At 34.8% G+C, this 24,643-nt stretch carries 19 protein-coding genes and 1 tRNA gene; 9 read left to right on the forward strand and 11 right to left on the reverse strand.

Translation table 11 applies throughout. The features are described 5' to 3' along the window. Positions 1–31: 31 nt before the first annotated feature. Entirely contained in the window at positions 32–496 is a 465-nt protein-coding gene (locus O5639_RS07035) for a GNAT family N-acetyltransferase (RefSeq protein WP_269623843.1), read from the forward strand. Between the two features lie 22 nt (positions 497–518). Here O5639_RS07035 and O5639_RS07040 read toward each other — a convergent pair whose 3' ends face one another. The 4 genes from O5639_RS07040 to psbZ all read right to left on the reverse strand — a co-directional run bounded on the left by O5639_RS07040 (position 519) and on the right by psbZ (position 3,262). Then, entirely contained in the window at positions 519–2,006 is a 1,488-nt protein-coding gene (locus O5639_RS07040; RefSeq protein ID WP_269623844.1) for a glycosyltransferase, read from the reverse strand. 302 nt (positions 2,007–2,308) lie between these two features. Next, a tRNA-Gly gene (locus tag O5639_RS07045) sits at positions 2,309–2,380 on the reverse strand. Between the two features lie 81 nt (positions 2,381–2,461). Beyond that, positions 2,462–2,938, reverse strand: coding sequence for a 6,7-dimethyl-8-ribityllumazine synthase (gene ribH, locus O5639_RS07050; RefSeq protein WP_269623845.1), 477 nt, complete (start codon positions 2,936–2,938; stop codon positions 2,462–2,464). Between the two features lie 108 nt (positions 2,939–3,046). Further along, positions 3,047–3,262, reverse strand: a complete 216-nt coding sequence (gene psbZ / locus O5639_RS07055) for a photosystem II reaction center protein PsbZ (RefSeq protein WP_036905834.1) — start codon at positions 3,260–3,262, stop codon at positions 3,047–3,049. Positions 3,263–3,412: 150 nt separating this feature from the next. Here psbZ and mutS point away from each other — a divergent pair, with 150 nt between their 5' ends. Then, positions 3,413–6,187, forward strand: a complete 2,775-nt coding sequence (mutS, locus tag O5639_RS07060; protein ID WP_269623846.1) for a DNA mismatch repair protein MutS — start codon at positions 3,413–3,415, stop codon at positions 6,185–6,187. A 21-nt stretch (positions 6,188–6,208) separates the two neighbouring features. Here mutS and O5639_RS07065 read toward each other — a convergent pair whose 3' ends face one another. Next, positions 6,209–6,841: a precorrin-8X methylmutase gene (locus O5639_RS07065; protein WP_269623847.1), complete on the reverse strand. Its 633-nt coding sequence runs from the start codon at positions 6,839–6,841 to the stop codon at positions 6,209–6,211. Positions 6,842–6,899: 58 nt separating this feature from the next. On the opposite strand from O5639_RS07065, the gene holA reads away from it, so the two are divergent. Both holA and O5639_RS07075 read left to right on the forward strand, forming a co-directional pair. Then, on the forward strand, positions 6,900–7,928 hold the full coding sequence (gene holA, locus O5639_RS07070; protein ID WP_269623848.1) for a DNA polymerase III subunit delta: 1,029 nt from the start codon (positions 6,900–6,902) through the stop codon (positions 7,926–7,928). A 27-nt stretch (positions 7,929–7,955) separates the two neighbouring features. Continuing rightward, the gene (locus O5639_RS07075; protein WP_269623849.1) at positions 7,956–9,722 is read left to right on the forward strand and encodes an aspartate kinase; all 1,767 of its coding nucleotides are present in this window, start codon (positions 7,956–7,958) and stop codon (positions 9,720–9,722) included. A 7-nt stretch (positions 9,723–9,729) separates the two neighbouring features. Here the strand turns inward: O5639_RS07075 and uvrB are convergent, their stop codons facing one another. Together uvrB and O5639_RS07085 are read right to left on the reverse strand one after the other, a co-directional pair. Continuing rightward, positions 9,730–11,766 (reverse strand): excinuclease ABC subunit UvrB, encoded by a 2,037-nt coding sequence (gene uvrB / locus O5639_RS07080; protein ID WP_269623850.1) that lies wholly within the window; start codon positions 11,764–11,766, stop codon positions 9,730–9,732. A gap of 79 nt (positions 11,767–11,845) precedes the next feature. Continuing rightward, positions 11,846–12,631 carry a DUF561 domain-containing protein gene (locus tag O5639_RS07085; protein ID WP_269623851.1) on the reverse strand — a complete coding sequence of 262 codons (786 nt, stop codon included), beginning with the start codon at positions 12,629–12,631 and terminating at the stop codon, positions 11,846–11,848. Between the two features lie 130 nt (positions 12,632–12,761). Here O5639_RS07085 and tilS point away from each other — a divergent pair, with 130 nt between their 5' ends. Further along, positions 12,762–13,742 carry a tRNA lysidine(34) synthetase TilS gene (gene tilS, locus O5639_RS07090; RefSeq protein ID WP_269625530.1) on the forward strand — a complete coding sequence of 327 codons (981 nt, stop codon included), beginning with the start codon at positions 12,762–12,764 and terminating at the stop codon, positions 13,740–13,742. 18 nt (positions 13,743–13,760) lie between these two features. Here the strand turns inward: tilS and O5639_RS07095 are convergent, their stop codons facing one another. The 3 genes from O5639_RS07095 to O5639_RS07105 all read right to left on the reverse strand — a co-directional run bounded on the left by O5639_RS07095 (position 13,761) and on the right by O5639_RS07105 (position 17,722). Further along, complete coding sequence (locus O5639_RS07095) at positions 13,761–15,710, reverse strand: ribonuclease J (RefSeq protein WP_269623852.1); 1,950 nt, start codon at positions 15,708–15,710, stop codon at positions 13,761–13,763. Between the two features lie 72 nt (positions 15,711–15,782). Beyond that, the gene (gene dapA / locus O5639_RS07100) at positions 15,783–16,691 is read right to left on the reverse strand and encodes a 4-hydroxy-tetrahydrodipicolinate synthase (protein WP_269623853.1); all 909 of its coding nucleotides are present in this window, start codon (positions 16,689–16,691) and stop codon (positions 15,783–15,785) included. Next, entirely contained in the window at positions 16,688–17,722 is a 1,035-nt protein-coding gene (locus O5639_RS07105) for an aspartate-semialdehyde dehydrogenase (RefSeq protein ID WP_269623854.1), read from the reverse strand. The genes dapA and O5639_RS07105 overlap by 4 nt, the downstream gene beginning before the upstream one ends. A 153-nt stretch (positions 17,723–17,875) precedes the next feature. On the opposite strand from O5639_RS07105, the gene tig reads away from it, so the two are divergent. The 4 genes from tig to O5639_RS07125 all read left to right on the forward strand — a co-directional run bounded on the left by tig (position 17,876) and on the right by O5639_RS07125 (position 23,296). Continuing rightward, positions 17,876–19,294 carry a trigger factor gene (gene tig, locus O5639_RS07110; RefSeq protein ID WP_269623855.1) on the forward strand — a complete coding sequence of 473 codons (1,419 nt, stop codon included), beginning with the start codon at positions 17,876–17,878 and terminating at the stop codon, positions 19,292–19,294. Positions 19,295–19,337: 43 nt separating this feature from the next. Beyond that, positions 19,338–19,994, forward strand: coding sequence for an ATP-dependent Clp endopeptidase proteolytic subunit ClpP (clpP, locus tag O5639_RS07115; RefSeq protein WP_269623856.1), 657 nt, complete (start codon positions 19,338–19,340; stop codon positions 19,992–19,994). Between the two features lie 104 nt (positions 19,995–20,098). Beyond that, positions 20,099–21,454, forward strand: coding sequence for an ATP-dependent protease ATP-binding subunit ClpX (gene clpX, locus O5639_RS07120; protein WP_269623857.1), 1,356 nt, complete (start codon positions 20,099–20,101; stop codon positions 21,452–21,454). A 144-nt stretch (positions 21,455–21,598) separates the two neighbouring features. Next, positions 21,599–23,296, forward strand: a complete 1,698-nt coding sequence (locus O5639_RS07125) for a DNA polymerase III subunit gamma/tau (RefSeq protein WP_269623858.1) — start codon at positions 21,599–21,601, stop codon at positions 23,294–23,296. A gap of 14 nt (positions 23,297–23,310) precedes the next feature. Here O5639_RS07125 and O5639_RS07130 read toward each other — a convergent pair whose 3' ends face one another. After that, the gene (locus tag O5639_RS07130) at positions 23,311–24,627 is read right to left on the reverse strand and encodes a glycosyltransferase (RefSeq protein WP_269623859.1); all 1,317 of its coding nucleotides are present in this window, start codon (positions 24,625–24,627) and stop codon (positions 23,311–23,313) included. Between the last annotated feature and the right edge of the window lie 16 nt (positions 24,628–24,643).

Consider the following 24,643-nt stretch of genomic DNA (forward strand, 5'->3'; position numbering starts at 1 on the left):
TTAAAAAAATTTGAATCCTTAAATACTTTTGATGAAAGGACTTTCACTAGTCAAACATGCTCCCACAGCTCCTGGTCTGCGTCTATTAGGAATGGGAGCTAGGTTTCAACCAACAAATGGCCTCGTAAAACTTCAATCGTTTCTCAATGAAAACACTTTTTGGGCTAGGGGAAGAAATAAAAAACAAATTTGCACAATGCTCTATCAAAGCACAGTAGTTGTAAGCCTTTGGAATCAGACTAAATTAATTGGATTTGGACGGGCAACTAGTGATCTTGTTTTTAGAGCTGTACTGTGGGATATAGTTATTGCATCAGATCATCAAGGTCTTGGTATGGGGAAATTAATATTAGAAGCAATTTTAACAAATAAAAAGATTAAATCTGTTGAAAAGATTTACTTGATGACAACTAATAGTGCTGAATTTTACAAGCAATTAGGATTCACTAGCAACCATAATCAATCTTTGCTAATACTAAATCAAAATGAATTATGATCATTAATTAATTTAGTAATCTCTAAAGTAATAAATCTACAATAGTTTTATCGAAACCATCCTTTAAAAATTTAAAACAAGATTGAAACTTGGAAATACGGAACTTAATTTCTTCTTCCATGCACAAATCTAAAGTATTTAATAGATTAAATTCATAAATCCATTTATCAATATTAGAAAGGTCCAGTAGCTGGAAACTCTGATTTGCGTCAACAAGATCTGCGATCTCTTTGTGAGAGGGAATATCACTAGCAATAACTCTCAAACCAAGAGCGGCAGCATCCAAAACTGGAATTCCAAAGCCCTCAACACATGATGGTGAAACAAAAGCGTAAGCATTTAAAAATAACCACGCCTTTTCATTTTCATCTACATAATCTAATAATTTAATACTGGCATCTCCTTCACACATTTTCTTAATATCGTCACCATATTGATCATCATGAAGCTTGCCAGCTATACATAAATCAAAATCCTGACTAGCAAGCTCACTATTTTTAAATATATTTATTAAAAAATGAAGATTCTTCCGTGGAACAACTGAAGAATTGAACAAAATAAATTTATTTTTAAGACCTCTTAAATTCTTAACTTTACTAGCTAAATTTAACTTGTCTATATTTAATGATGGCAGTGGATATATTATATTTTGATAATCAAAAGAATGGGATTTTTCTAGTAGTAAGCATACTTTATCTCTAGAGGTTTTGGAAATAAAGCAACTTTTAGTCCGCATAGCATCTTTCAATCGATTATAAAAGTCGAATGGATGATCAGGATGTTTTGAAAAAGAAAGTGGTATAAAATCCATAATAATCTGTAGGATACTAGAATTTTTTTTTGTATTCCTTATCACATCAATACTTAATGGACAAGATGTAATCAATAAATCTATTTTTGACTTTCTTAAGTCAATACTTGGAGACTTAGGTAAAAGTCTTTTACTTCTTAAAGTGCATAGATGATAAATATCTCTAATAGATAAGAAACCTGATATTTTTGAAAGATAGCTTACTCTTTCTTGTCCAAAATAAGGACTATTCTCATAGTTATATAAGTTTATTAATCGTCCTGAAAATTTACCTCTACAGATATAAAATCTTAATACAGAAAATAACAACTTGATCGTCTGACGAGATCCGCTTTTTAACTTTATACACTTATTTACAAATTTCGTAATTAAATCTTCTTCAAAATCAGATTCTCTCTTTATTTTATTCATTCGATTTTTAGGATCACAAAATTGATCCAGAATATCTGCACAGTCAACTTCTCTTACTGACTGTGCACTCATGGAAGATTTCATTAATGGGTTCAATCGTTGACCATAAAATCCAGTTATTAAATAAACTTCTGCTCCAAGATCAGATAAAGAACTTATTAAAGCTTTGGATAAATATGCAATTCCTCGATGCTCTGCCTGTTCAAGATCAATAGCGGTAAATGCTACTCGCAAATGGGAGAGCGGCTTTTCTTTGGAATTAATCGAATCAGCCAATTCAATACCCATGAACAATTTTTTTGATTATTGTATTTGCTATTAGTAATTTATCATTAATTAATAGGAATTCTAAACTTAAATAGACTGGGAAATATGAAAAATAAACTATATGTAGATACAAAAAATAGAAGAAGCAAATAAACACTATATATTTGCAACATTAAAGGTTAATAAACTTCATCTATTCATAATAAATGATTTAATCACACTTTTCGTCACTAAATAAATTTAATATGATACAAATAAGCATTTCTTACATTTGGCTCTTAATAATCTTTCGTATCAATAAAAATAATTTTGTTATACAAAAAAGCGGATGAAGAGATTCGAACTCTCGACATTCTCCTTGGCAAGGAGATGCTCTACCACTGAGCTACATCCGCAAGGGAGTTATTTTCCTTAACTCTAAGCATGCCTCAACATAGGGGCTATGGTCAATTGATTTTTTTAATTGACAAAATTATTCAACTTATAGCCTTCATCAGAGATCCCATCTCTAACGCTTGAAGAGCGTAACTCCAACCTAAATTATTTTTTATCCCAGCCCTCTCAAGCGCCTGTTGCATAGTATCAGTAGTGAGAACCCCAAAAATGATTGGAACTCCTGTTTCCCTTGAAACATTAGCAATTCCTTTACTAGCTTCTGAAACCACGACATCAAAGTGAGGAGTATCTCCTCTGATAACAGCTCCAAGAGTTATAACCACATCATATTTACCTTTCCGAGCTAAAGCTTGTGAAACCAGCGGCAGTTCGAAAGAACCTGGAACCCAAGCAATATCCAATTGAGGACTTGTCTGTGAAGTATCAATTCCATGTCTTGATAAACAATCCAAACAACCACTTAAAATTTTATTAGTAATCAAATCATTAAACCTTGCTATGACAATAGCAATTCTTAAATTTGATGCACCTGTAAAAGTACCTTCGATGGTGGTCATTTTAAGAGGCTAAATAATACTTATAACACTAACCCCTAACAGGCAATTTAATCCATCAATCACATAGATAATCCCAATTTATTCTATTAAATCAAAGGCTAAATCAATTTATACACTCATTTGATGAGTGATGTATTCACCTACTAATGCTTGAAGTAGAACCAAATGGAACCAAACACCTGCAAGAATCTCAATCTTTTTAATGTTTGGGTTTCTATTGTCTTCTGGATTAGTTTGGGTCATATAAAAGACCGGAACACCAATTACCAAAAGAAGTGAAGAGAATAAAAGTGCGTTCGCGACGATAGAATTAATAGCCAGCATAGTTGAAGCTGCAGAAAAATTTCTGAATATTCAATAATTGTCCCATGTCAGTGTTTTTTTAACGTATTCATCTTCATATTTGTAGCGAGGCTTCACATGCAAAAACAATTTATTCTTCTAATATGCATTGATTAAGGAATGAGCAAGTCAATGGCTGCCAGCCAAAACCCTATACAAGGCAGTCTATTTGGAGAAAAAAAGCTGGTTGAAACCAATGAAGTTCAACAAACCAATACTTCAAACACCTCTAACGAAAATCTTTCAAATCAACAATTGAAAGATGATGCCGCACTGAGACCTCGTATAAAAAAAACTTCTAAAAATGCAAATCCAAATATTGATCAAGAGGAGTTTTCAAGTTCAAAAATTGAAGGACCAAAATGGTCTCATCATAATTTGCCAAATATTGATGATCTCACTCCTGCATTAAGGCACTATGTAGAACTAAAGATAGACAATCCCGACAGAGTTTTACTTTACAGGCTTGGAGATTTCTTCGAATGTTTCTTTGAAGATGCAATCACACTTTCAAAACTTCTAGAAATCACTCTCACGAGTAAAGAGGGTGGGAAAAAAATTGGGAAAGTCCCAATGGCTGGAATCCCTCACCACGCATCTGATCGTTATTGCTCAGAACTCATTAAAAAAGGTTTATCAATTGCTATATGTGATCAACTTGAAGCTGCTCCAGCAAAAGGCAATAAATTAATAAAAAGAGGCATCACTAAATTAATAACCCCTGGAACCATTCTAGAAGAAGGGATGTTAAGAGCCAAACAAAATAATTGGTTAGTTTCTGTTCTAATAGAATCAAAATCTAACCCAGAAATAATCAACTGGGCTTTAGCAAAGATAGATGTTAGTACTGGTGAATTTATTGTACAAGAAGGGAAAGAGATTAACAATTTACGTCAAGAATTAATAAAATTAAAAGCTGCTGAAGTTATCTCAGAAAAAACATCAATTTCGAATAAAAGTTGGCATGAAGGATTAATAGATATAACAGAATTTAATCAAACATTATTTTCCACATTAGAAGCTGAGACAACTATTAAAAATCATTATTGTTTAAATAGTATTCATGGATTAGGTATACATCCAGATTCTCTATCAATTAGAACAGTTGGAGGATTAATTGCATATTTAAATAAAACTCACCCAAATTTAGATAATGACTTAAAAAATGAAATAAAAACAAATGTATGTATTGATTTTCCTCAATTGAAAAATAGTAAAATAGGGCTAATTATAGATAATCAAACACGAAAAAATTTAGAACTTACTACAACACAAAAAAATGGAAAATTTCATGGATCATTACTTTGGGCAATTGATAAAACATTAACTGCTATGGGGGGGCGATGTATTAGAAGTTGGTTAGAAGAACCCTTAACAGATGTTTATGCTATTCAAAATAGACAAAAAATAATTAATTTACTAGTCAAATCATCGACATTAAGAAGAAAAATTAGAGCAGTTCTAAGATCTATGGGTGATTTAGAACGTTTATCAGGCAGAGCAGGCGCTCAACAAGCGGGAGCACGAGATCTAATTGCTATTGCAGAGGGAATTAATCGTTTACCTATCCTGCAAAAATTTCTGCATGATCCAATATTTAAAGAATCAAAGTATTTCGACTCTCTACTAAATTTAGATAAAGAATTAACAGAAATTGCTTCAAAGATTACTAATGAAATTATAGATAATCCACCTCTAAGTCTATCAGAAGGTGGCATAATTTATGATGGTATAAATCCTATACTTGATGGGCTGCGGAATCAACTAGATGATCATAATTCATGGCTAGCCTCTCAAGAGTTACAGGAGAGAAAGAACAGTAATATAAATAATTTAAAACTTCAATATCATCGATCTTTCGGATACTTTTTAGCGGTCAGCAAAGCAAAGTCTATCAATGTTCCAAATCACTGGATAAGAAGACAAACCTTAACTAACGAAGAGCGTTTTGTTACACCTGGGTTAAAAGAAAGAGAAGGAAAAATATTTCAAGTGAGAGCAAGAATATCTCAAGTTGAATATGAAATTTTTTGTAAGCTTCGAACCATGACTGGAAATAGATCAAATATTATTAGAAAAGCAGCAAAGGCAATTTCTTACTTAGATGTTTTATCTGGACTAGCCGAACTAGCAGCAACTAATAACTATATTCAACCAAATATAATTATTAGTGATAATCCAGAAAAATCAAGAAAAATATCTATCATAGGCGGGCGCCATCCTGTGGTTGAGCAAATTCTAAATGATAAAGTTTTCGTTCCAAACGATATTGATCTTGGTTCTAAGACTGATCTCATAATTCTTTCAGGGCCGAATGCAAGTGGAAAAAGTTGTTACTTAAGACAAATAGGTATTTTGCAAATTATGACTCAAATGGGTAGCTGGATCCCTGCCAAAGCAGCAGATATTGGGATCGCTGATCAAATTTTTACTCGTGTTGGAGCAGTAGATGATTTAGCTTCAGGACAATCAACCTTTATGGTTGAAATGATTGAAACAGCTTTCATACTTAATAAAGCGACCGATAAATCATTAGTTTTATTAGATGAGATTGGACGAGGAACATCTACTTTTGATGGTTTATCTATTGCCTGGTCAGTTAGCGAATTTTTAGCAAAAAAAATAAAGAGTCGTTCAATATTTGCAACTCATTATCATGAATTGAATCAGATTTCTGAATATATTGATAATGTAGAAAATTATCAAGTTATTGTCCAATATAAAAATAATTCACTTTCTTTCCTTCACAAAGTTAAAAGAGGAGGGACAAATAAAAGTTATGGAATTGAAGCTGCTCGCCTTGCGGGAGTGCCTAAAGAAGTGGTTAATAATGCAAAGAATATTTTAAATAATCTTGAGAAAAATAGCTCCAATAATATTAAAATTATCCAACCAATGAAAAACTGAAAATAAAATTATTCTTGAACTTTAATTTTCAGCGGCTCTCAATAAGGCATTGGTAGTAGCTGCTGCTAAAGATGCTCCTCCTTTAGAACCCTCCAAGACAATATATGGACAATCACTATTCAATAATCGACTTTTACTCTCAGAAACACCTATAAATCCTACGGGCATTCCAACAATTAAACTTGGTCTTGTATGACCAGATTCAACAAGATCTAATAAAGAAATTAAAGCTGTTGGAGAACTGCCAATAACAACCAACGGAGCATTTAATAAGTTCTCCTTCTGCTCAAAATCCAACCAAATATTTCTCATGCCGATGGCACTTTTAGTAGTCAAAGTTGACTCAAGAGTAATAGGAGCCATGCCTAAAATGCATTGAATATCTGAATTTAAAGTCCTTTTAGCCATGGGAGATATTGCAGCCTCAGCCATATAAGTATCAGTCAAAATCTTTGCGCCATTCTGCAACGCATTAATAGCATCCTCACAAGCACTATGACTAAACCTAAGACATGACTGCAAGCTGAAATCACCACTTGAATGAATAATCCGTTCTAAAATTGATTGCTGAACCTGGTCAAGCCCTGTAAAACCAAGATTAGATCTAATATAATTAACACTTTCTAGAAAAATTGGATGCTCAGGTATTTTCACTGTTAAATTTACTGGTTAATTTAAGATCAGAATCTTTTTCATAACATATCTCTCATCAATGCCAATACATTTAATATGGGGAGATGATTATGAAGCCTGTAACAGGGAAATAGAAGAAATAATTAAAACAGTTATTGATCCATCATGGAAAAGTTTTAATTACAGTCAAATCGATGGAAATGATCCAAAACAAAATCTTAGAGCACTTGAAGAAGTTCAAAGTGCTCCTTTCGGAAGCGGAGGAAGAGTTGTACTAGTTAGAAGAAGCCCGTTTTGTAATGGGTGCTCTATTGAGCTCGCTACTAAACTGGAACAAACAATTAAATTAATTCCTGATAAAACACATCTAATTTTAAATAATTCAAATAAACCAGATAAAAGACTAAAAACTACTAAATTAATTGAAAAAAACATATTATCAAATACCTTTTCAGAGGAAAAAAATTTTAATCTTCCACTGCCTTGGGATATCAATGGACAACGAAAATTAGTTAAAAATATATCACATAGATTAAATCTAAAAATTAACTATGAAACAATTGATTTAATAGTAGAAAGTATAGGAAACGATAGCTCATTAATTAATACTGAACTTCAAAAACTCACATTATTATCAGAGGCAGTTAATAAAAAATCAAATATTAATGAACCACAAGAAATCTCCAAAGAATTAGTCCAAAAATTAATTCAAAATAATTCCACAAATGCACTTGAAATTGCCAGTTTACTGCTTAACGGTGAAAGAATTATAGCTCTAAATAAAATTCAATCCTTACTTAAAAATGGAGAACCAGCTTTAAGGTTAATTACAACATTGACCGGTCAATCAAGAGGATGGATTTGGGTACATCTCTTAGATTCCCATGGAAATCAAGACGTCAAAGAAATGGCCAAACTTGCTGGGATTGCCAATCCAAAACGTATTTTTATAATCCGAAAACAAATTCAAGGTAAATCTTTGCAAACATTACTTGAATTGATGAAAAAGCTTTTACTTATTGAAGCCTCAATAAAATCAGGAACCTATCCAATCGATTCTTTTAAAGATAATCTGCTAACAGAAAGTAAAATTATGACTAATAACTGAAATAATCAATAAGTTAACAAGAATTTAATGGCCCTGCTGGTTCAAAAATTTGGCGGCACCTCTCTAGGAAGCATTGAGCGAATAAAAGCTGTCGCACAAAGGATCCAATCTATTAAAGAGCAAGGAAATGATCTAGTTGTTGTTGTGTCGGCCATGGGACATGCAACTGATCAATTAACACAGCTGGCTTCAGAAATAACTGTTGATCCTCCTCATAGAGAGATGGATATGCTTTTATCAACTGGAGAACAGGTTTCAATATCATTATTAACAATGGCCCTGAAAGAATTGGGGACACAAGCAATCTCATTAACTGGAACCCAAGCTGGAATTATTACAGAATCAGCTCATGGAAGAGCTCGAATACTAGAGATAAGAACAGAAAGAATAAAAAATCTTTTAGATCAAGGCAAAACATTAGTCATTGCTGGATTCCAAGGAACCAGTCTTGGCATAGGAGGTATTGATGAAATCACAACACTAGGAAGAGGAGGATCAGATACTTCTGCAGTAGCTTTAGCAGCATCTCTGGAAGCTGAAAAATGTGAAATTTATACCGATGTTCCTGGCGTATTAACAACTGATCCAAGAATTGTTAAAAATGCACAATTAATGGAAAGTATTAGTTGTGATGAGATGTTAGAACTGGCAAGTCTTGGAGCTGCTGTTTTGCATCCTCGCGCAGTAGAAATAGCAAGGAATTTCGGCGTAACCCTTGTAGTCAAGTCAAGTTGGGACAATCTTGAGGGAACGACTCTAACTAGTAAAAAGAATCATATTTTTTCAAAATGTGGGATAGAACATCGTAGTCCTGTTGACGGATTAGAACTTGTTGAGAATCAAGCAGTGGTAGCTCTATCTAATATTCCAGATCGTCCAGGAATTGCTGCTGATCTTTTTGAATCTTTATCGGAAGGCGGAGTAAATGTTGATCTTATTATTCAAGCGACACACCAATTAGACTCTAATGATATTACTTTTACTATCGCAGAACATGAATTAATTAAGGCACAAGCTCAATGCAAAAAATTCATTACTACTGTTGGCGGTGAAATATCTTCTCAAAAAAATCTGACGAAACTGAGTATTTATGGGGCTGGGATAATGGGGAGACCTGGAATAGCATCATCTCTGTTCCAAACTCTATCTGATGCTGGTATTAATATACGACTTATAGCCACTAGTGAAGTTAAGGTAAGTTGTGTTATTGATGCAGCATTAGGGAAAAAAGCACTTCGTAGCGTCGGAGAGGTTTTCAAACTTGTTGAGAAACAAATGACTCTTAATCCTATGATTGAAAATAACAACGAACCAGAAGTAAGAGGCATAGCTTTAGATAAGGATCAAATCCAAATCAGCGTGAAAAATGTTCCAGACAAGCCAGGGATTGCCTGTACGTTGTGTTCAACATTAGCTGAGAAAAATATCAGCCTAGATACAATAGTTCAATCAGAAAGGAATAATAAGAATCACACTAAAGATATTAGTTTCACATTAAAAAAAAGTGATAAAAAACACGCTAAATATGCTTTAGAGGAATTGCTATCCAATTGGAAGGGCTCAAAACTTGAAGAAGGAGAATCAATAGTTCGAATTAGCGCAGTAGGCTCTGGAATGCCTTTCACAAAAGGAACCGCTGGTAAAATGTTTAGAGCACTGGCAAATCAAAAAATAAATATCGAAATGATAGCTACGAGTGAAATCAGAACGACTTGTATTATCTCAGAGAAATATGGTGAACAAGCATTAAAGGAAATTCATTCTTGCTTTAAATTAGGAAAGAATGAAAGCTAAAAATATATTATTTACCCACTAATCTATGCCGTAATTTCTTTATTCGATCTCTCAAAAGTGCAGCCTTTTCAAAATCTAGATCTTTAGCTGTCATTTTCATTTTAGATTCCAATTTTTCGATTAATTCAGGTAAAGAATCCAAGGATATAGCACTATCAGAATCTTTTGAGCTATGCTCGATAAGTTTATCTGCAATATCGACAAAATCAGCAGGGTTTCCGTCTTGATTTATTCTTCTTGAGAGCTCTAAAAAAGAAAGAATTGAATTGTTCGCTTTCTTCCCTGCAGCTTTAGGAGTTATACCGTTCTCAATATTATAAATATTTTGTATTTCACGGCGTCTTTCTGTCTCACTTATTGCCTTTGCCATAGAGTCGGTCATTTTATCTGCATAAAGCAAAGCTAAACCTTCAACGTGCCTCGCTGCACGACCGATTGTTTGTATTAACGATCTTTGTGCTCTTAAAAATCCTTCTTTATCTGCATCAAGAATTACTACAAGAGAGACCTCAGGTAAATCTAAACCTTCTCTCAGAAGATTAACTCCAACTAATACATCATATTCTCCCAATCGTAAATCTTGAATAATTTCAATTCTCTCGATCGAATGAATCTCTGAATGTAAATAGCGGACTCTTATTTTATTTTCAGATAAATAATCAGTAAGATCTTCAGCCATTCTTTTCGTAAGAGTTGTCACAAGTATTCTTTGACTTTTCGATGCTCTTTTCCTGATTTCAAAAAGTAAATCTTCAACTTGTCCATGTGTTGGACGTACTTCCACTAAAGGATCTAAAATACCAGTAGGCCTAATAACTTGCTCAACTATATTTCCTGTACTTTGAGACAGTTCCCAGTCGCCAGGTGTTGCACTAATAAAAACAGTTTGTTTTGCCTTATTCCAAAATTCTATATCCTTTAAAGGACGATTATCTGCTGCACTAGGTAATCTAAAACCATGATCAATTAACACTTTTTTTCTAGCTTGATCACCATTATACATAGCCCTTAATTGAGGGCAAGTAACATGACTTTCATCAATAAATAATAACCAATCTTTCGGGAAATAATCAATAAGGCATTCTGGCGCAGAGCCAGGTTCTCTTCCAGATAGATGACGAGCATAATTTTCGACTCCATTACAGTATCCAACTTCTTTTAACATTTCTAAATCATAAATTGTTCTTTGTTCTAATCTCTGAGCCTCGAGTAATTTACCCTCTTGATTAAGAAATTCTAATCTATCGTTTAATTCTTTTTTTATTGCCAGAATTGCCAATTCTAGTCGATCTTTTGGCGTTACAAAATGTTTTGCTGGGTAGATATTAATTGAGTCAAGTTTATTTAATATTTCACCTGTAGTAGGATCCACATAAGTAATACTCTCAACTTCATCCCCGAACAATTCTAATCTAACAAGTCTATCATCATATGCTGGTCCGATTTCTAACACATCTCCTCTAACTCTGAACCTACCTCTGCTGATTTCAATATCATTACGTGTGTATTGATTTGACACTAATGATCTAAGGCAGGCTCTTAAATCAATATTCTGACCAACTTGAAACTTAACAGAAGCCTTTAAATATTCACTTGGAATTCCCAAACCATATATACAACTAATTGAAGCAACAACTATGACATCATCTCGTTCAAATAAAGATCTAGTTGCAGAATGACGTAACATATCAATTTCTTCATTAATTGATGATGTCTTTGCTATATAAGTATCACTAATTGGAACATAAGCCTCTGGCTGATAATAATCATAATAAGATATAAAATATTCAACAGCATTCTCAGGGAAAAATTCCCTTAGTTCATTACATAGCTGAGCTGCAAGTGTTTTGTTATGAGCTAAAACTAACGCTGGCCTCCCAGTTTGAGCTATCAAATTAGCTATAGTAAAAGTTTTTCCTGTTCCAGTTGCACCTAATAAAGTTTGAAACTTTTTACCACTATTTACACCTCCAACGAGTCCTTTAATAGCCGCAGGTTGATCACCTTTTGGTAGATAAGGAGCTTGAAGGTTATATTCAGGCATATTGATTAAATGCTCAAGAAAGAGAAATTTATTAATTCCATATTCTGCAAATTGTGATCAATAACTATAAATTAGCCTATTAAATTGATTTATTAACCGTGGAAACAAGTTGAAAGGAATCTAGAGCATGACGAAGACCTTTGACAGTAGCAATCATAGCTAATTCAGTATTCAATTTATTCACAGCCGAGCCAATACCAACACCATTAGCCCCGATTGATATAGCCATTGGGACAGTAACTTCGGAGAGTCCAGAAGCACAAATCACAGGCACATTACAATGATTCTCTTTTAAAGCAGCGGCAATAACAAAAGTTCCAGCCAAAGTAGGTGAAGCTTTTTCTATTAAACCCAAGGTTCCAGGACTAATAGGGGAAGAGCTAGTCCCTCCTTCTGTCTGAATTAAGTCGACCCCTTTATCAATAAGATCTAACGCTAATTGTGCTTGACTATCTAAAGGCAAAGTATGGGGAACGGTTACAGACAAAACAACTTCAGGTAAAAGGCTTCTAGATTCAATAGCTAAAGAGAGCACCTCATCAGCTGAGAAAACGCGACCATCTGGATAAAAAGAATCAAAATTCCCAATCTCAATAATTGATGCTCCTGCTTTAACAGCTTGAGGAAAAAGTTTTGGTTCCACCGAACTTACACAGACAGGAATATTCGAAGCCTCCAAAGCTAGCTCTACTAATTTTGGTTCACAAGCAATGTCCAATAAATCGGCACCCCCCACCCCTGCAGCTTTTGAAATTCGAAATACTGATTCTGGATTAAAATTATTCAAACCAGAAATTACTTTCAGTAACGATTTATTTTGAATACTCTTTTGAAGTGAACCTGGCAATGCTTGCAAACGTGTCATAAAAACATCAACTATTAATCTGATTGTGACACTGACTCAGCAAAAGAACTAAAAAAATGCGAATAGAGCTCTGAAACCAAAGCAAATGTCACAATCTACTAAAAATGACATGTCTTGGAGCAAATGGCATCTGCGTTTGCACAAAAGGCTTAAACAACATAAATCTCTACTTCCCAGTAACTCCACGCTTCTTTTAGCTATATCTGGCGGGCAAGATTCGATGGCTCTTCTAAAATTAATTATCGATTTAAAAAGGCTATATAAATGGCAAGTTGAAATCTGGCATGGAGATCATCAATGGCATACTAAATCTGAGAAAATAGAAAAAGAATTAAAACTTTGGTGTCTTAATAAGCAAATCTCATTTCACTCAAATAAAGCAAATCAAAGAGAAGTTTATAATGAAGAGAAAGCAAGAGACTGGAGATATAAAAACTTAATATTGAGGGCTAATTTACTATCATCAAAAAATATATGTTTTCCATGTACAAGAATATTAACTGGTCATACTGCTACTGATCGCGCAGAAACAATTATTATGAACTTAGCCAGGGGAACTGATCTGATTGGACTTAGTACACTGAAAGAACAAAGACCTTTAAAGAATAATTTAGAATTAGCCAGACCCTTACTAATTTTTAATAGAAGCGAAACTCTCGAAATTTGCAAAGAATTTAATTTGCCAATATGGATTGATCCTTCAAATGAAAATCATAATTTGACAAGAAATAAAATTAGAAAAGAAATTTTACCAATTTTAAATTCAATCTATAAAGGCGCAGACTCAAGAATAGCCTCTTTAGCGAATAGACTTGAAAGTTATAGCGAAGACCAACAATTATTTGCAAAAATAGCAATAGAGTTTTGCCAAGGAAAACAAATCAATTCTCTATCCAGAAAAAAACTAATCGAATTAAAAGACTCTATTAGAAAAACAATACTTTCTAATTGGTTGAAAATGTTAGGAGTAAAAAAAGTTACAACTTTACAAATCGAAGAAATAAATAGAAAAATATCTAAAAAAAATCCACCTGGAACCATCCACCTTCATGGTGACTACCTAATCAGATGGGATAAAGAAACTATTTTTATCTCAAACAAGACTACTTAGAAGAAACTATGCAGTATTTCAACTAATGGCTGATCTGCGTCGTCTTGTTCTTCCGGATGGCATTTCCTCAGAATTAGAACCGCTGTCTGTTTTTTGTTCTAGTTGTGAACTTGGCTCGTTATTTTTTACAGAAGAATTAGATGCCTTAGGCGTTTTATCAGCAGTTTTCTTAACCACTTGTCGAGAGTCTGGCTGTTGATCAAGTTGAGGTTTATAAGCACGAGTCCCACCAGGAGCAGGTTGAACAAGGCAAAGAATTAATGGCTCAGCTTGAACCTCCCTTCTTAATCTACGAGATAATCCTGATTCAACCTCTCTTTGCAAACCAATCCAATCAACTTCAACTGACTTTCCTCCTGTCTTAAGAACAAGCTGTTTCCATCGATTCTCTAAGACCCAATTGATTTCTCTTTCAGTCCAATTAACCATTGTTTTAGCATCAACATTAGTTATGACACCCCGAAGATTCACCCTCGGTGGTGCAACCATTACACCATCAGTGCTAATTGGGGTCAGCACAGTAATAACTCCATCATCAGCAAGTTGCTGACGTTCTTTTAGGACTCGAGTATCCACAACCCCTGTTCTAGAAGAATCCAGTAATTCTACTCCTGATTTAACTGGAGACCCTTGAACAAGAGAATCAGGCCTTAATTCAGCAACATCCCCATTTTCCATCACACATACATTTTCGGGATGCACCCCCATTGATACTGCAGTTTTCCCATGAAGTACTTGCATTCTGTACTCCCCATGGACAGGGATGAAGTATTTAGGTCTAATTAATCCAAGCATCCATTTTTGATCTTCTTGGCATCCATGACCTGAGACATGAATACCCTTGTCTTTGCCATAAATAACTTTCGCACCCAATTTTATTAATTTATCAATCGTATGCATTACTGAGATAGTATTGCCAGGAATAGGACTAGCAGAAAAAATTACAGTATCACTAGTCTTCAACTGAACATGTTGATGCTCACCCCTAGCGATACGACTCAAAGCAGCCATTGACTCTCCTTGGCTGCCTGTCATCAATAAAAAAGTCTCTCTATCAGGCAAATCTCTAATCTGTTTAATGGGGAAAAACAAATCATCAGGAAAACGCATATATCCAAGTTCTCTTGCTTTACCAACGACATTCAGCATCGAACGACCAAGCAAGCCTACTTTTCTACCGTTTTTCATTGCTAACTCTAAAAGCATTGCTACGCGATGAGTTGAACTAGCAAAAGTAGTAACCATAACTCTGCCCTCAGCAGTAGCTATATATCTGTCTAAATTTGGGAAAACAGAATATTCAGAGGGTGTGAACCCTGTAACTTCAGAGTTGGTTGAATCAGATAGAAGACAAAGAACACCTTTATCTCCATAATGTGCCATTCTGGCCAAATCAGCAGGCTGCCCATCAGGAGGAGTATGATCGAATTTAAAATCACCAGTGAAAAACACTACTCCCACTGGTGTAGTAACTGCGAAGGAATAACTATCAGAAATTGAATGTGTATTTCTTACGAATTCAACTGAAAAATGTTGTCCAACTTTAATAACTTCTCGAGGACCACATACTTGTATCGTTGTCCGATCAGCAACCCCTGCTTCCTCCATTTTCCCCCTAAGCATCGACATAGCAAGGGGAGGACCATAAACAATTGGAATATTGAATTTCTTTAAATGATGAGAAATCCCACCAATATGATCTTCATGTCCATGAGTTACTACTAAACCTCTTATTCGACTTTGATTTTCACGCAAATAAGTAGTGTCTGGCATGACAACATTTACACCATGCATCCCATCAGTGGGGAACGCCAAACCAGCATCAAGAATCATTATGTCGTCACCATATTCAAATACACAAGTATTTTTTCCGATTTCTCCGAGGCCGCCTAAGGGAATAATCCTCAAACAGGGGGCTTGAGATTGAATATTTTTTGAAACTTGAGAATTCATTGAACTTGATGTCATGGAAAAATGTATGTAAAAAACTTGGTTGTTACTTAAATGAAAGTTAAATCCACTCGGAAACGAGGGAATGAATCAAATCAATCTCAAAGAAGAGAGTATCTTCAAGAGTTCTTCTTTCATTTTGCTGTTTAAAGAGACTAAAGGACTTCGAGGAGGTCCAACAGACCAACCAATTAATTGAAGTGCCGCTTTAACAGGAATAGGATTTGTGGTTGCAAAAAGTGATTTAAAAAGAGGTTGTAGTTTCTCGTGCAAATAAAGTGCCTCAGCGTATTTACCTTCTAAAAAACTCTCTATAATTTTCTTCATATTTGGGCCAACCAAGTGACTTGCAACACTTACAACACCTACTGCCCCTACTGAAAGCATTGGTAAAACCAAAGCATCATCACCGCTATAAATAGCCAAATCTGATCCACAATAGTTTCTTAATTCAGTCACTTCCTCTGTTGTTCCACTTGCAGCTTTAAAACTGACTACATTGCTGCAATCCATAAGCTTACTTACAATGATAGGTGATATCGAACAGCCTGTCCGCCCTGGGATGTTGTAGAGCATCAAAGGTAACTGTGGAGCCGCATTAGCGATAGCACGAAAATGAACTTCTAATCCTTCTTGCGGTGGTTTGTTGTAATAAGGAACAACCACTAATGCCCCGTCAGCGCCTGCATTAGCTGCTTCCTTTGTCGCTTCAATTGCCTCAGAGGTCGAATTACTCCCTGTTCCAGCCAAAACTTTAGCTCTAGAGCCTAAAGAGTTTCTTACTGTTTCCAGCATCTTTTGCTGTTCTTGCCAAGTTAAAGTCGGAGATTCTCCTGTAGTTCCACATACAACGATTCCATCTGAACCTTGATCTACTAGATAATTTGCCAAATCAGCAGCCAGACCAAAATCTACTTTCCCGTTTTTATCAAAGGGAGTCACCATTGCCGTTAGTAATCTTCCAAAAGGTGCTGGTGATAATAAAGCTGACTTAGTCATGATTGTTTCGGCAAAAGAAGTTCAGCAATTTGCACAGCATTCAGTGCCGCACCTTTGCGAATTTGATCTCCACATAACCATAGTTCCAAAGCATTGGGATTACTAATGTCCTGCCTTATTCGACCTACAGATACGGGGTCTCTACCAGTTACATCTTGTGGCATAGGAAAACGATTGTTTTCCACATCCTCAAGTATCTCCACTCCTGGTGAGGATTCCAAAATTTCATATGCTTCTTTGACTGGGAATGGCTTTGTAAATTCAATATTTACTGCTTCAGAATGGGCCCTAAAAACAGGAACTCTGACACATGTTGCGGTCAAAGAAAGTTCTGGATCTCCTAGAATCTTTCGGGTTTCATTAACCATTTTCATTTCTTCCTCGCAATAATTATTCGATTGCAAAGGTGAATTATGCAAAAAAAGATTAAATGCCAAGGAGTAAGGAAGAACTTTACTGTTTGGAGTTTTTCCCTCTAAAACTTCTTTGCTTAATTTTTCTAATTCTTCCATTGCCATGGCACCTGCACCACTGGCGGATTGATAGGTTGAGACAACTATCCTTTTAATAGGAATATGTCTGGTCAATGGAGATAGAACCAACGCTAATAAAATAGTCGTGCAATTAGGATTAGAAATTAAACCTTTGTGTTTACTTGCATCGGCAGGATTGACTTCAGGAACAACCAAAGGAACATTCTCGTCCATTCGAAATGCACTTGAGTTATCAATCATTAAAGCTCCAGAATTATGAATTGAATCTTTCCACTTCCGAGATATTGAACTACCAGCTGAAGCTAAAATTAAATCTACATTTTTAAAGCTGTCTTTAGTTGTCTCTTCAACTTTCAACTCATTTCCACAAAAAGTCTGAATCTCCCCTGCGGATCGATGAGAGGCTAGTAAAACTAATTTTTTAATAGGAAAAGATCTCTCTTCAAGTAAAGCCAATAATTCCTTACCTACAGCTCCACTCGATCCTAGAATCGCAACTGTAAGAGGTCTATTTGGGAGAAGAGAATGTGGGTTCAAACTTGATGAAGAAAATTAAAAGGTTTAACAAAAAATTTTTTCTTATTGGAAAAATCAACAAATAACAAATTTTTCGATGCTTTTTAGGCCACAATAGCTTTGGAAGTGAATTAACGCTTTCTTACGCTAACCAAATTTGAGAATTCCGTTTCAATGAGTGCTGCCAAATTAAAAGTAAAAACCAGTTCGAAACCTAATAGCAGAATTGCTGTAGAGGTAGAGGTGCCCGCAGATCGATGTAAAAATAGTTATGACGAAGCTTTAAGCAAACTCAGCAGATCTATCTCAATCCCAGGTTTTCGCAAAGGCAAAGTCCCAAAAGCAGTAGTAGTGCAGCAACTTGGAGTCAAAAGGATACAAGCCTCTGCATTAGAATCACTGTTGCAAAAAGTTTGGACACAAACATTAGATCAGGAAGGAATTGAACCCTTGTGTGAGCCAGAACTCGAGGATGGCTTTGAAACTATTTTGGAGAATTTCAACCCTGAAAAATCTCTTAAATTAAAACTTGAAACTGATATTGCCCCAATCCCAACTTTAAAAAAATCTTCAGGTCTAACTGCTGAAGTAGAGAATTTAAGCTTTGACCCCAAGAAAGTAGATGAACTTATTGAGCAATCCCGAACTCAATTAGCAACTAAGGTCCCTGTTACTAATCGTGCCGCAAAAAAAGGAGATATTGCCCTATTAAGCTTTAAAGGAAATTTCTCAGATGATGGAAGCGAAATTGAAGGAGGAAGCGCGGATTCAATAGAAATAGAACTTGAAGAAGGCCGAATGATACCTGGATTCATTGAGGGTGTGATTGGAATGAACATTAGTGATAAAAAAACATTAAATTGTGAATTTCCCAAGGATTATCATCAAGAAGATGCAAAAGGGAGAAAAGCTGAATTCAAAGTCAGTCTTGAAGATTTAAAAATCAAAGAATTACCTGAACTAAATGACGAATTTGCCAAGCAAGCAAGTGATAAAGAAAATATGACTGACTTACGAGCGGATCTGGAGAAGAGGCTTAAAGAAGATACTGATAGAAAACAAGCAAAAAATCGCCAAGACTCCCTTCTTGCCGCTTTGGTCAATGAGCTGGAAGTTGAACTTCCAAAAAGTCTTATTGACCAAGAAGTTCGAATCATTGTTGAACAAACAGCTCAAAATTTTGCTCAGCAAGGCATTGATGTGAAATCAATGTTTACTCCAGAGCTTGTGAAATCGCTAATGGAGTCTTCAAAAGGAGAAGCAGAGAAAAAGCTTCGTCAAAAACTTGCTTTAAATGCTTTGGCCAAGTCGGAAAAAATTGAGGTTTCACAAAAAGAAATTAATTCAAAACTCAAAGAAGTAGAAGCTGATATAAAACTTTCAAACGAAAAAAATATCGATGAAAATCGTCTCAAAGAAGTTATTACTGATGAATTATTGCAAGATAAATTATTTGTTTGGCTGGAAGAAAATAATACGGTTGTAGAAAAAGCCCCGAAAAAAACTAAGGATCAAAGCAAGGAGAAAAGTTCTAAAAAGACAACAACAACAACAAAAACAGAAAAGAAAAGTTCTAAAACACCCAAATCCTAGTTTCTACACATAGATTAGAATTATTAGCTATCTAAAGTTCAAGTTGATTGAAGCAAGACAAAATCACCCCATTAATAGTTTATGGAATAACTCCTATCTATCTTCAGGGCCAGGAGTTTTGCCAACTGTAATCGAACAATCAGGTCAGGGTGATCGGGCATTTGATATTTACTCCCGATTACTTCGTGAAAGAATCATCTTTCTAGGAACCGATGTAAATGATCAAGTTGCTGATGCATTAGTGGCACAAATGCTTTTTTTAGAAGCTGATGATCCAGAAAAAGATATTCAATTGTACATTAACTCTCCTGGAGGATCTGTAACTGCGGGGCTAGCTATCTATGACACCATGCAGCAAGTTAGTCCTGATGTCATAACAATTTGCTTCGGGCTTGCTGCAAGCATGGGAGCTTTTCTTCTGTCTGGGGGAACAAAAGGTAAACGACTTGCATTGCCCAATTCAAGAATTATGATTCATCAACCTCTTGGTGGAGCTCAAGGTCAAGCTGTGGAAATTGAAATTCAAGCAAAAGAAATTCTTTATTTAAAAGAGACTCTTAATTCACTTTTAGCTGAGCATACTGGGCAAGATATTGAAAAGATTTCAGAAGACACTGATCGAGACCACTTTCTTTCTCCCCAAGAAGCGGTTGAATATGGCCTGATCGACAAAGTGGTTTCCAATCTCAACTCCATATGAATCATTAAGGAAAGCTGACAAGGCATCAATCCTCAATGATCCTATTAACTGAGACTGAATAAAATTAATGCTCGGTCTATCTACCCTGTTTTCTATAGAGCTCGATGGCAAAATTTGAGGCCCATCTTAAATGCTCCTTTTGTGGCAAGGCCCAAGATCAGGTGAGGAAACTCATTGCTGGTCCAGGAGTTTACATATGCGATGAATGTATCGACTTATGCAACGAAATTTTAGATGAAGAACTCATTGATAATCCAACTCATCAAAGAAGTGGACAAGAACAAACTCGTAAAGCTAAACCTGCCACAACAACAGCTAAACCTGCCCCCACTTTGGCTTCCATACCAAAGCCCATTGAAATTAAAAAGTTTTTAGATGATCAGGTCGTGGGGCAAGAACCAGCAAAAAAAATCTTGTCTGTAGCTGTCTACAACCACTACAAGAGACTTGCATGGAAAGGGGACGGTGCTGGCGAAACTGATTTAACAGCCACAAAATTACAAAAATCTAATATTTTATTAATTGGCCCTACTGGATGCGGAAAGACATTACTTGCCCAAACATTAGCTGAAATGCTAGACGTTCCATTTGCTGTCGCAGATGCAACAACTCTTACTGAAGCAGGATATGTTGGGGAGGATGTAGAAAACATTCTCTTACGTCTCCTACAAAAAGCAGATATGGATGTGGCTTTAGCACAAAGAGGAATTATTTACATAGATGAAATAGACAAAATTGCTAGAAAAAGTGAAAACCCATCCATTACTAGAGATGTTTCGGGAGAAGGCGTTCAGCAAGCTCTTCTAAAGATGCTCGAGGGTACTGTTGCAAACGTGCCTCCTCAAGGAGGGAGGAAACATCCTTATGGTGATTCTATTCAAATTGATACAAGCCAAATACTCTTTATATGTGGTGGAGCATTCGTTGGCTTAGACGATGTAGTTCAAAGAAGACTTGGTAAAAATTCAATTGGTTTCATACCAAATGAAACTAGGGTAAGAACCAAATCCAATCGAGATCGTGTTGGTGCAGATTTAATTAATGATCTTGAGCCTGACGATTTGGTGAAATACGGGTTAATTCCCGAATTTATTGGAAGAATGCCTGTAAGTGCAATCTTAGAACCATTGAATGCTAAAGCACTTCAATCTATTCTTACAGAACCAAGAGATGCCTTAGTAAAGCAATTTAGAACCTTATTGAGTATGGATAATGTAGAGCTTTCATTTGATGAAGATGCTGTTGAAGCAATTGCGCAAGAAGCTTTTAAAAGAAAAACTGGAGCTAGAGCTTTGCGAGGAATTGTTGAAGAAATCATGCTAGATCTAATGTATAACCTTCCATCTCAAACTAAGATTAAAAATTTCAACGTAACAAAAAAAATGGTTGATGAAATTACTGGTGGCAAAGTGGTTCCACTCTTATCTAATGAAAAAAGGATCGTTAAGGAATCTGCTTAGATAGAATCAACTTTTTGAATACCTTTCTCAAATTTAATTGTAAAATTTTCAAAAATTAAATTAGTCAAATATTTGATGAATGATTTTCAATTTTGAATATGATCAAATAGATCAAGATTAAATTTATAGATATTTTAATTAAAAATGATAAAAACTTATGAGCCATTACATCATAAATATCGTCCAACCAACTTTGACGAGCTTGTTGGACAAGATCCAATTACATCTACATTAAAACAAGCATTAATCAGTGATCGAATTGCACCTGCATATATATTTACTGGGCCTCGAGGAACAGGTAAAACATCAAGTGCAAGAATTTTTGCAAAATCTTTAAATTGCTTAAAAAGTGAAAAATCTACAACCATGCCTTGCAATAAATGTGAATTATGTAAGGGGATTAGCTCTGGTAATGCATTAGATGTAATTGAAATTGATGCCGCTTCTAATACAGGTGTTGAGAATATTCGTGAATTAATTGAAAGGTCTAGATTTGCACCAGCAAAAGCTCGCTGGAAAGTTTATGTCATCGATGAATGCCATATGCTTTCAACTGCAGCCTTTAATGCACTTCTAAAAACCCTAGAAGAACCTCCCGCGCAAGTCGTTTTTATCCTTGCGACAACAGATCCGCAACGCGTTTTGCCTACAATTCTTAGTAGATGTATGCGCTTTGATTTCAGAAGAATCGCTTTAACTGATTTAGAAAAGCATTTAATGAGTATTGCTAAAAAAGAGGAAATTTCAATCAACGAAGAGGCAATATCATTAATTGCAAAGCATTCTCAAGGAGGGTTAAGAGATGCTGAAAGTTTACTTGATCAAGTAAGTTTACTTCCTCCCCCTATAACTCAATTAAATATCATTAATTTGATCGGGGCTGTACCAGAAGAAGAATTGATAATATTAGCTAAATCTTTACTAAATAAAGATCCTAATTCTATTCTAAATATTTGTAATAATCTAATTAATAAGGGAAAAGAGCCAATTGCAATATTACATGGAATAGCATCTATATTAAGAGACTTAGTTGTCACAAAAATTACCGACCAGCCAACAAATTTATGTAATATTTCGCAAGAGAATAGTAAAAGTTTAAAAGACTTAGCAACTTCGATCAATCTTGATCAAATACTCAGTCTACAAGCTCAATTAAAAGGATCAGAAAACCATATAAGACACAGTAATCAACCAAAATTATGGTTAGAAATTAATTTGCTTGGAATGCTTTCAAATAGCAATTCCAAAGAAATTAACAGAATAAATAAGTCCTTTTTAAAAACAAAGATATCAGATGATTCTCAGCCAAAAAATTCAAATAATTTATTAAAAAATATAGATTCTAATACCAACATAAAACAAATCAAAAGAACAATTGCTGAAGAAGAGTCTCAAACAAGTCAAAATTTGAATCTTGATGATATATGGAAACAAGTCATAGCAATGTTAGAGCTTCCTTCAACAAAAATGCTACTTTCACAACAAGCTAAGTTAATAAGTTTGAACTCTGACTCTGCTGAAATAGCAATTTCAGAAAAATGGATAAATATGATTCAAAGTCGAAAAAATCTTATTGAAGATGCTTTTTATAAAGCGAGAAGATCATCAACTAAAGTTATTTTAATACAACACAAAGAAAACTTATCCAATCACAAAAAAGATGAAACTCCCACTCAAAAAATAAAACAAAAACATGAATTTAAAACTGATAATGAGCTAGAAAAAAATCATATCAAAGAAAGGAAAGTAGAACAAATAATCAATAAAGATACAAACTCTATTGATCAAAAAGCTAAGCAATTTGCAGACTTCTTTAATGGAGAAATTGTCGATCTTGAATAAGTAGATTAACTTAATCATGAGCCAACATGATCAGTTTTTTCCCATATTAAAGTCTTACGAAATAATGACATTTTCAAAACTATAAAGGGAATAACAATAAACCAATGAGCAAGATAAATTGTTGCTCCAAATATATTAATAAAATTAGGAGATGGTACTCTTGGACCTTCACTATTTTGAGAACATCCTTTCCAAAAAGCTAAACTAGAAATACCGAATGCAACTATAGATATTGGCCAATATAATGGCATCTCAACTAAAATAAGTGATACAATAAAATCTATAAATGATACAACTGGTAAAACATATTGCAACAAGAAAAAACAAGATAAATCTATTTTCTTAAAGTTTGATAAGCGTTTTGAAATCAATAAGGGCCAGTAATCAAAAAACCTTTGTAAACCACCCTCAGCCCACCTTTTTCTTTGTCGAAATAAAGCTGGTAATGATTCAACTGCTTCCTCTTGAATAGGTGGATCCCACATTATTACTATTGGCGATCGGGTTAATAAAAACCGGAAACTTAAATCTAAATCATCCGTGATAGTTTGTTCATTAAAGCCTCCACAAGATTCAAGAACTTTTCTATTAATTAATTGTCCATTACCTCTTAACTCCGAAACACCACCACAAGCAAGTCTACCCCTTTGAATAACAGCATCCATTGCCATCTCCATTGCTTGAAATGAAGCAATTGGACTCAACTCACAATTCACAACTGATTTTCTTAGCTGCACAGCAGACCATCCCCCATGCAAAGCAAGAGCTATTGCTCTAAGTAATACATTGCTCTGTAGTTGTGCGTCCGCGTCAAGAATAAATAACCATTCTCCATCAGTTTTATTCAATACAGAATTCAGAGCTCCTGATTTACCACCACCACTCATCAATGGTCGACTTAAAATATTGATTCTTGAGAAACTTATACGTAATTTGTGTAATAAATCAGATGTTCGATCTTGACTTCCATCATCAATTATCCATAGAGAAAGTTTCTCCTCTGGATATTCAATTGATAAAAGTCTTGAAACCAGTCTCTCTATTACATTTTCTTCATCACGTGCTGCCACCAAAACATCAATTTTAGGAAGGGTATCAACAAATTTTTCATCCTTGATTAGATACTCTTTTGGTAATTGATAATTCTCCCTACGATCTTGTAAAACAACAATTAAACCATACCCACCCAGTAAGACAGCCAAAGTAATTGAAAGCAATAAATTCTTGCTAGGGTCCATTAAATGAGGAAAAATTCCTGCCAAAGCGCAGAAAATCAAAAACACTATTGATTTAATGCGTCGGTTTTCTCCACTGATTTTGGCTAAAGCCATGGAGTAATCCTTTTAT

Origin of the sequence: Prochlorococcus marinus str. MIT 1214 (assembly GCF_027359355.1) — a bacterium.
Classification (GTDB): domain Bacteria; phylum Cyanobacteriota; class Cyanobacteriia; order PCC-6307; family Cyanobiaceae; genus Prochlorococcus_B; species Prochlorococcus_B marinus_F.

Excerpts from the sequence above, each read along its gene's own strand:
- mutS (WP_269623846.1), top strand. The coding sequence starts at position 3,413 with ATGGCTGCCAGCCAAAACCCTATACAAGGCAGTCTATTTGGAGAAAAA.
- O5639_RS07035 (WP_269623843.1), top strand. The coding sequence starts at position 32 with ATGAAAGGACTTTCACTAGTCAAACATGCTCCCACAGCTCCTGGTCTG.
- O5639_RS07075 (WP_269623849.1), top strand. The coding sequence starts at position 7,956 with ATGGCCCTGCTGGTTCAAAAATTTGGCGGCACCTCTCTAGGAAGCATT.
- O5639_RS07130 (WP_269623859.1), bottom strand. The coding sequence starts at position 24,627 with ATGGCTTTAGCCAAAATCAGTGGAGAAAACCGACGCATTAAATCAATA.
- O5639_RS07095 (WP_269623852.1), bottom strand. The coding sequence starts at position 15,710 with ATGACATCAAGTTCAATGAATTCTCAAGTTTCAAAAAATATTCAATCT.
- tig (WP_269623855.1), top strand. The coding sequence starts at position 17,876 with ATGAGTGCTGCCAAATTAAAAGTAAAAACCAGTTCGAAACCTAATAGC.
- ribH (WP_269623845.1), bottom strand. The coding sequence starts at position 2,938 with ATGACCACCATCGAAGGTACTTTTACAGGTGCATCAAATTTAAGAATT.
- O5639_RS07085 (WP_269623851.1), bottom strand. The coding sequence starts at position 12,631 with ATGACACGTTTGCAAGCATTGCCAGGTTCACTTCAAAAGAGTATTCAA.
- holA (WP_269623848.1), top strand. The coding sequence starts at position 6,900 with ATGCCAATACATTTAATATGGGGAGATGATTATGAAGCCTGTAACAGG.
- clpX (WP_269623857.1), top strand. The coding sequence starts at position 20,099 with ATGGCAAAATTTGAGGCCCATCTTAAATGCTCCTTTTGTGGCAAGGCC.
- uvrB (WP_269623850.1), bottom strand. The coding sequence starts at position 11,766 with ATGCCTGAATATAACCTTCAAGCTCCTTATCTACCAAAAGGTGATCAA.
- dapA (WP_269623853.1), bottom strand. The coding sequence starts at position 16,691 with ATGACTAAGTCAGCTTTATTATCACCAGCACCTTTTGGAAGATTACTA.
- O5639_RS07125 (WP_269623858.1), top strand. The coding sequence starts at position 21,599 with ATGATAAAAACTTATGAGCCATTACATCATAAATATCGTCCAACCAAC.
- psbZ (WP_036905834.1), bottom strand. The coding sequence starts at position 3,262 with ATGCTGGCTATTAATTCTATCGTCGCGAACGCACTTTTATTCTCTTCA.
- O5639_RS07040 (WP_269623844.1), bottom strand. The coding sequence starts at position 2,006 with ATGGGTATTGAATTGGCTGATTCGATTAATTCCAAAGAAAAGCCGCTC.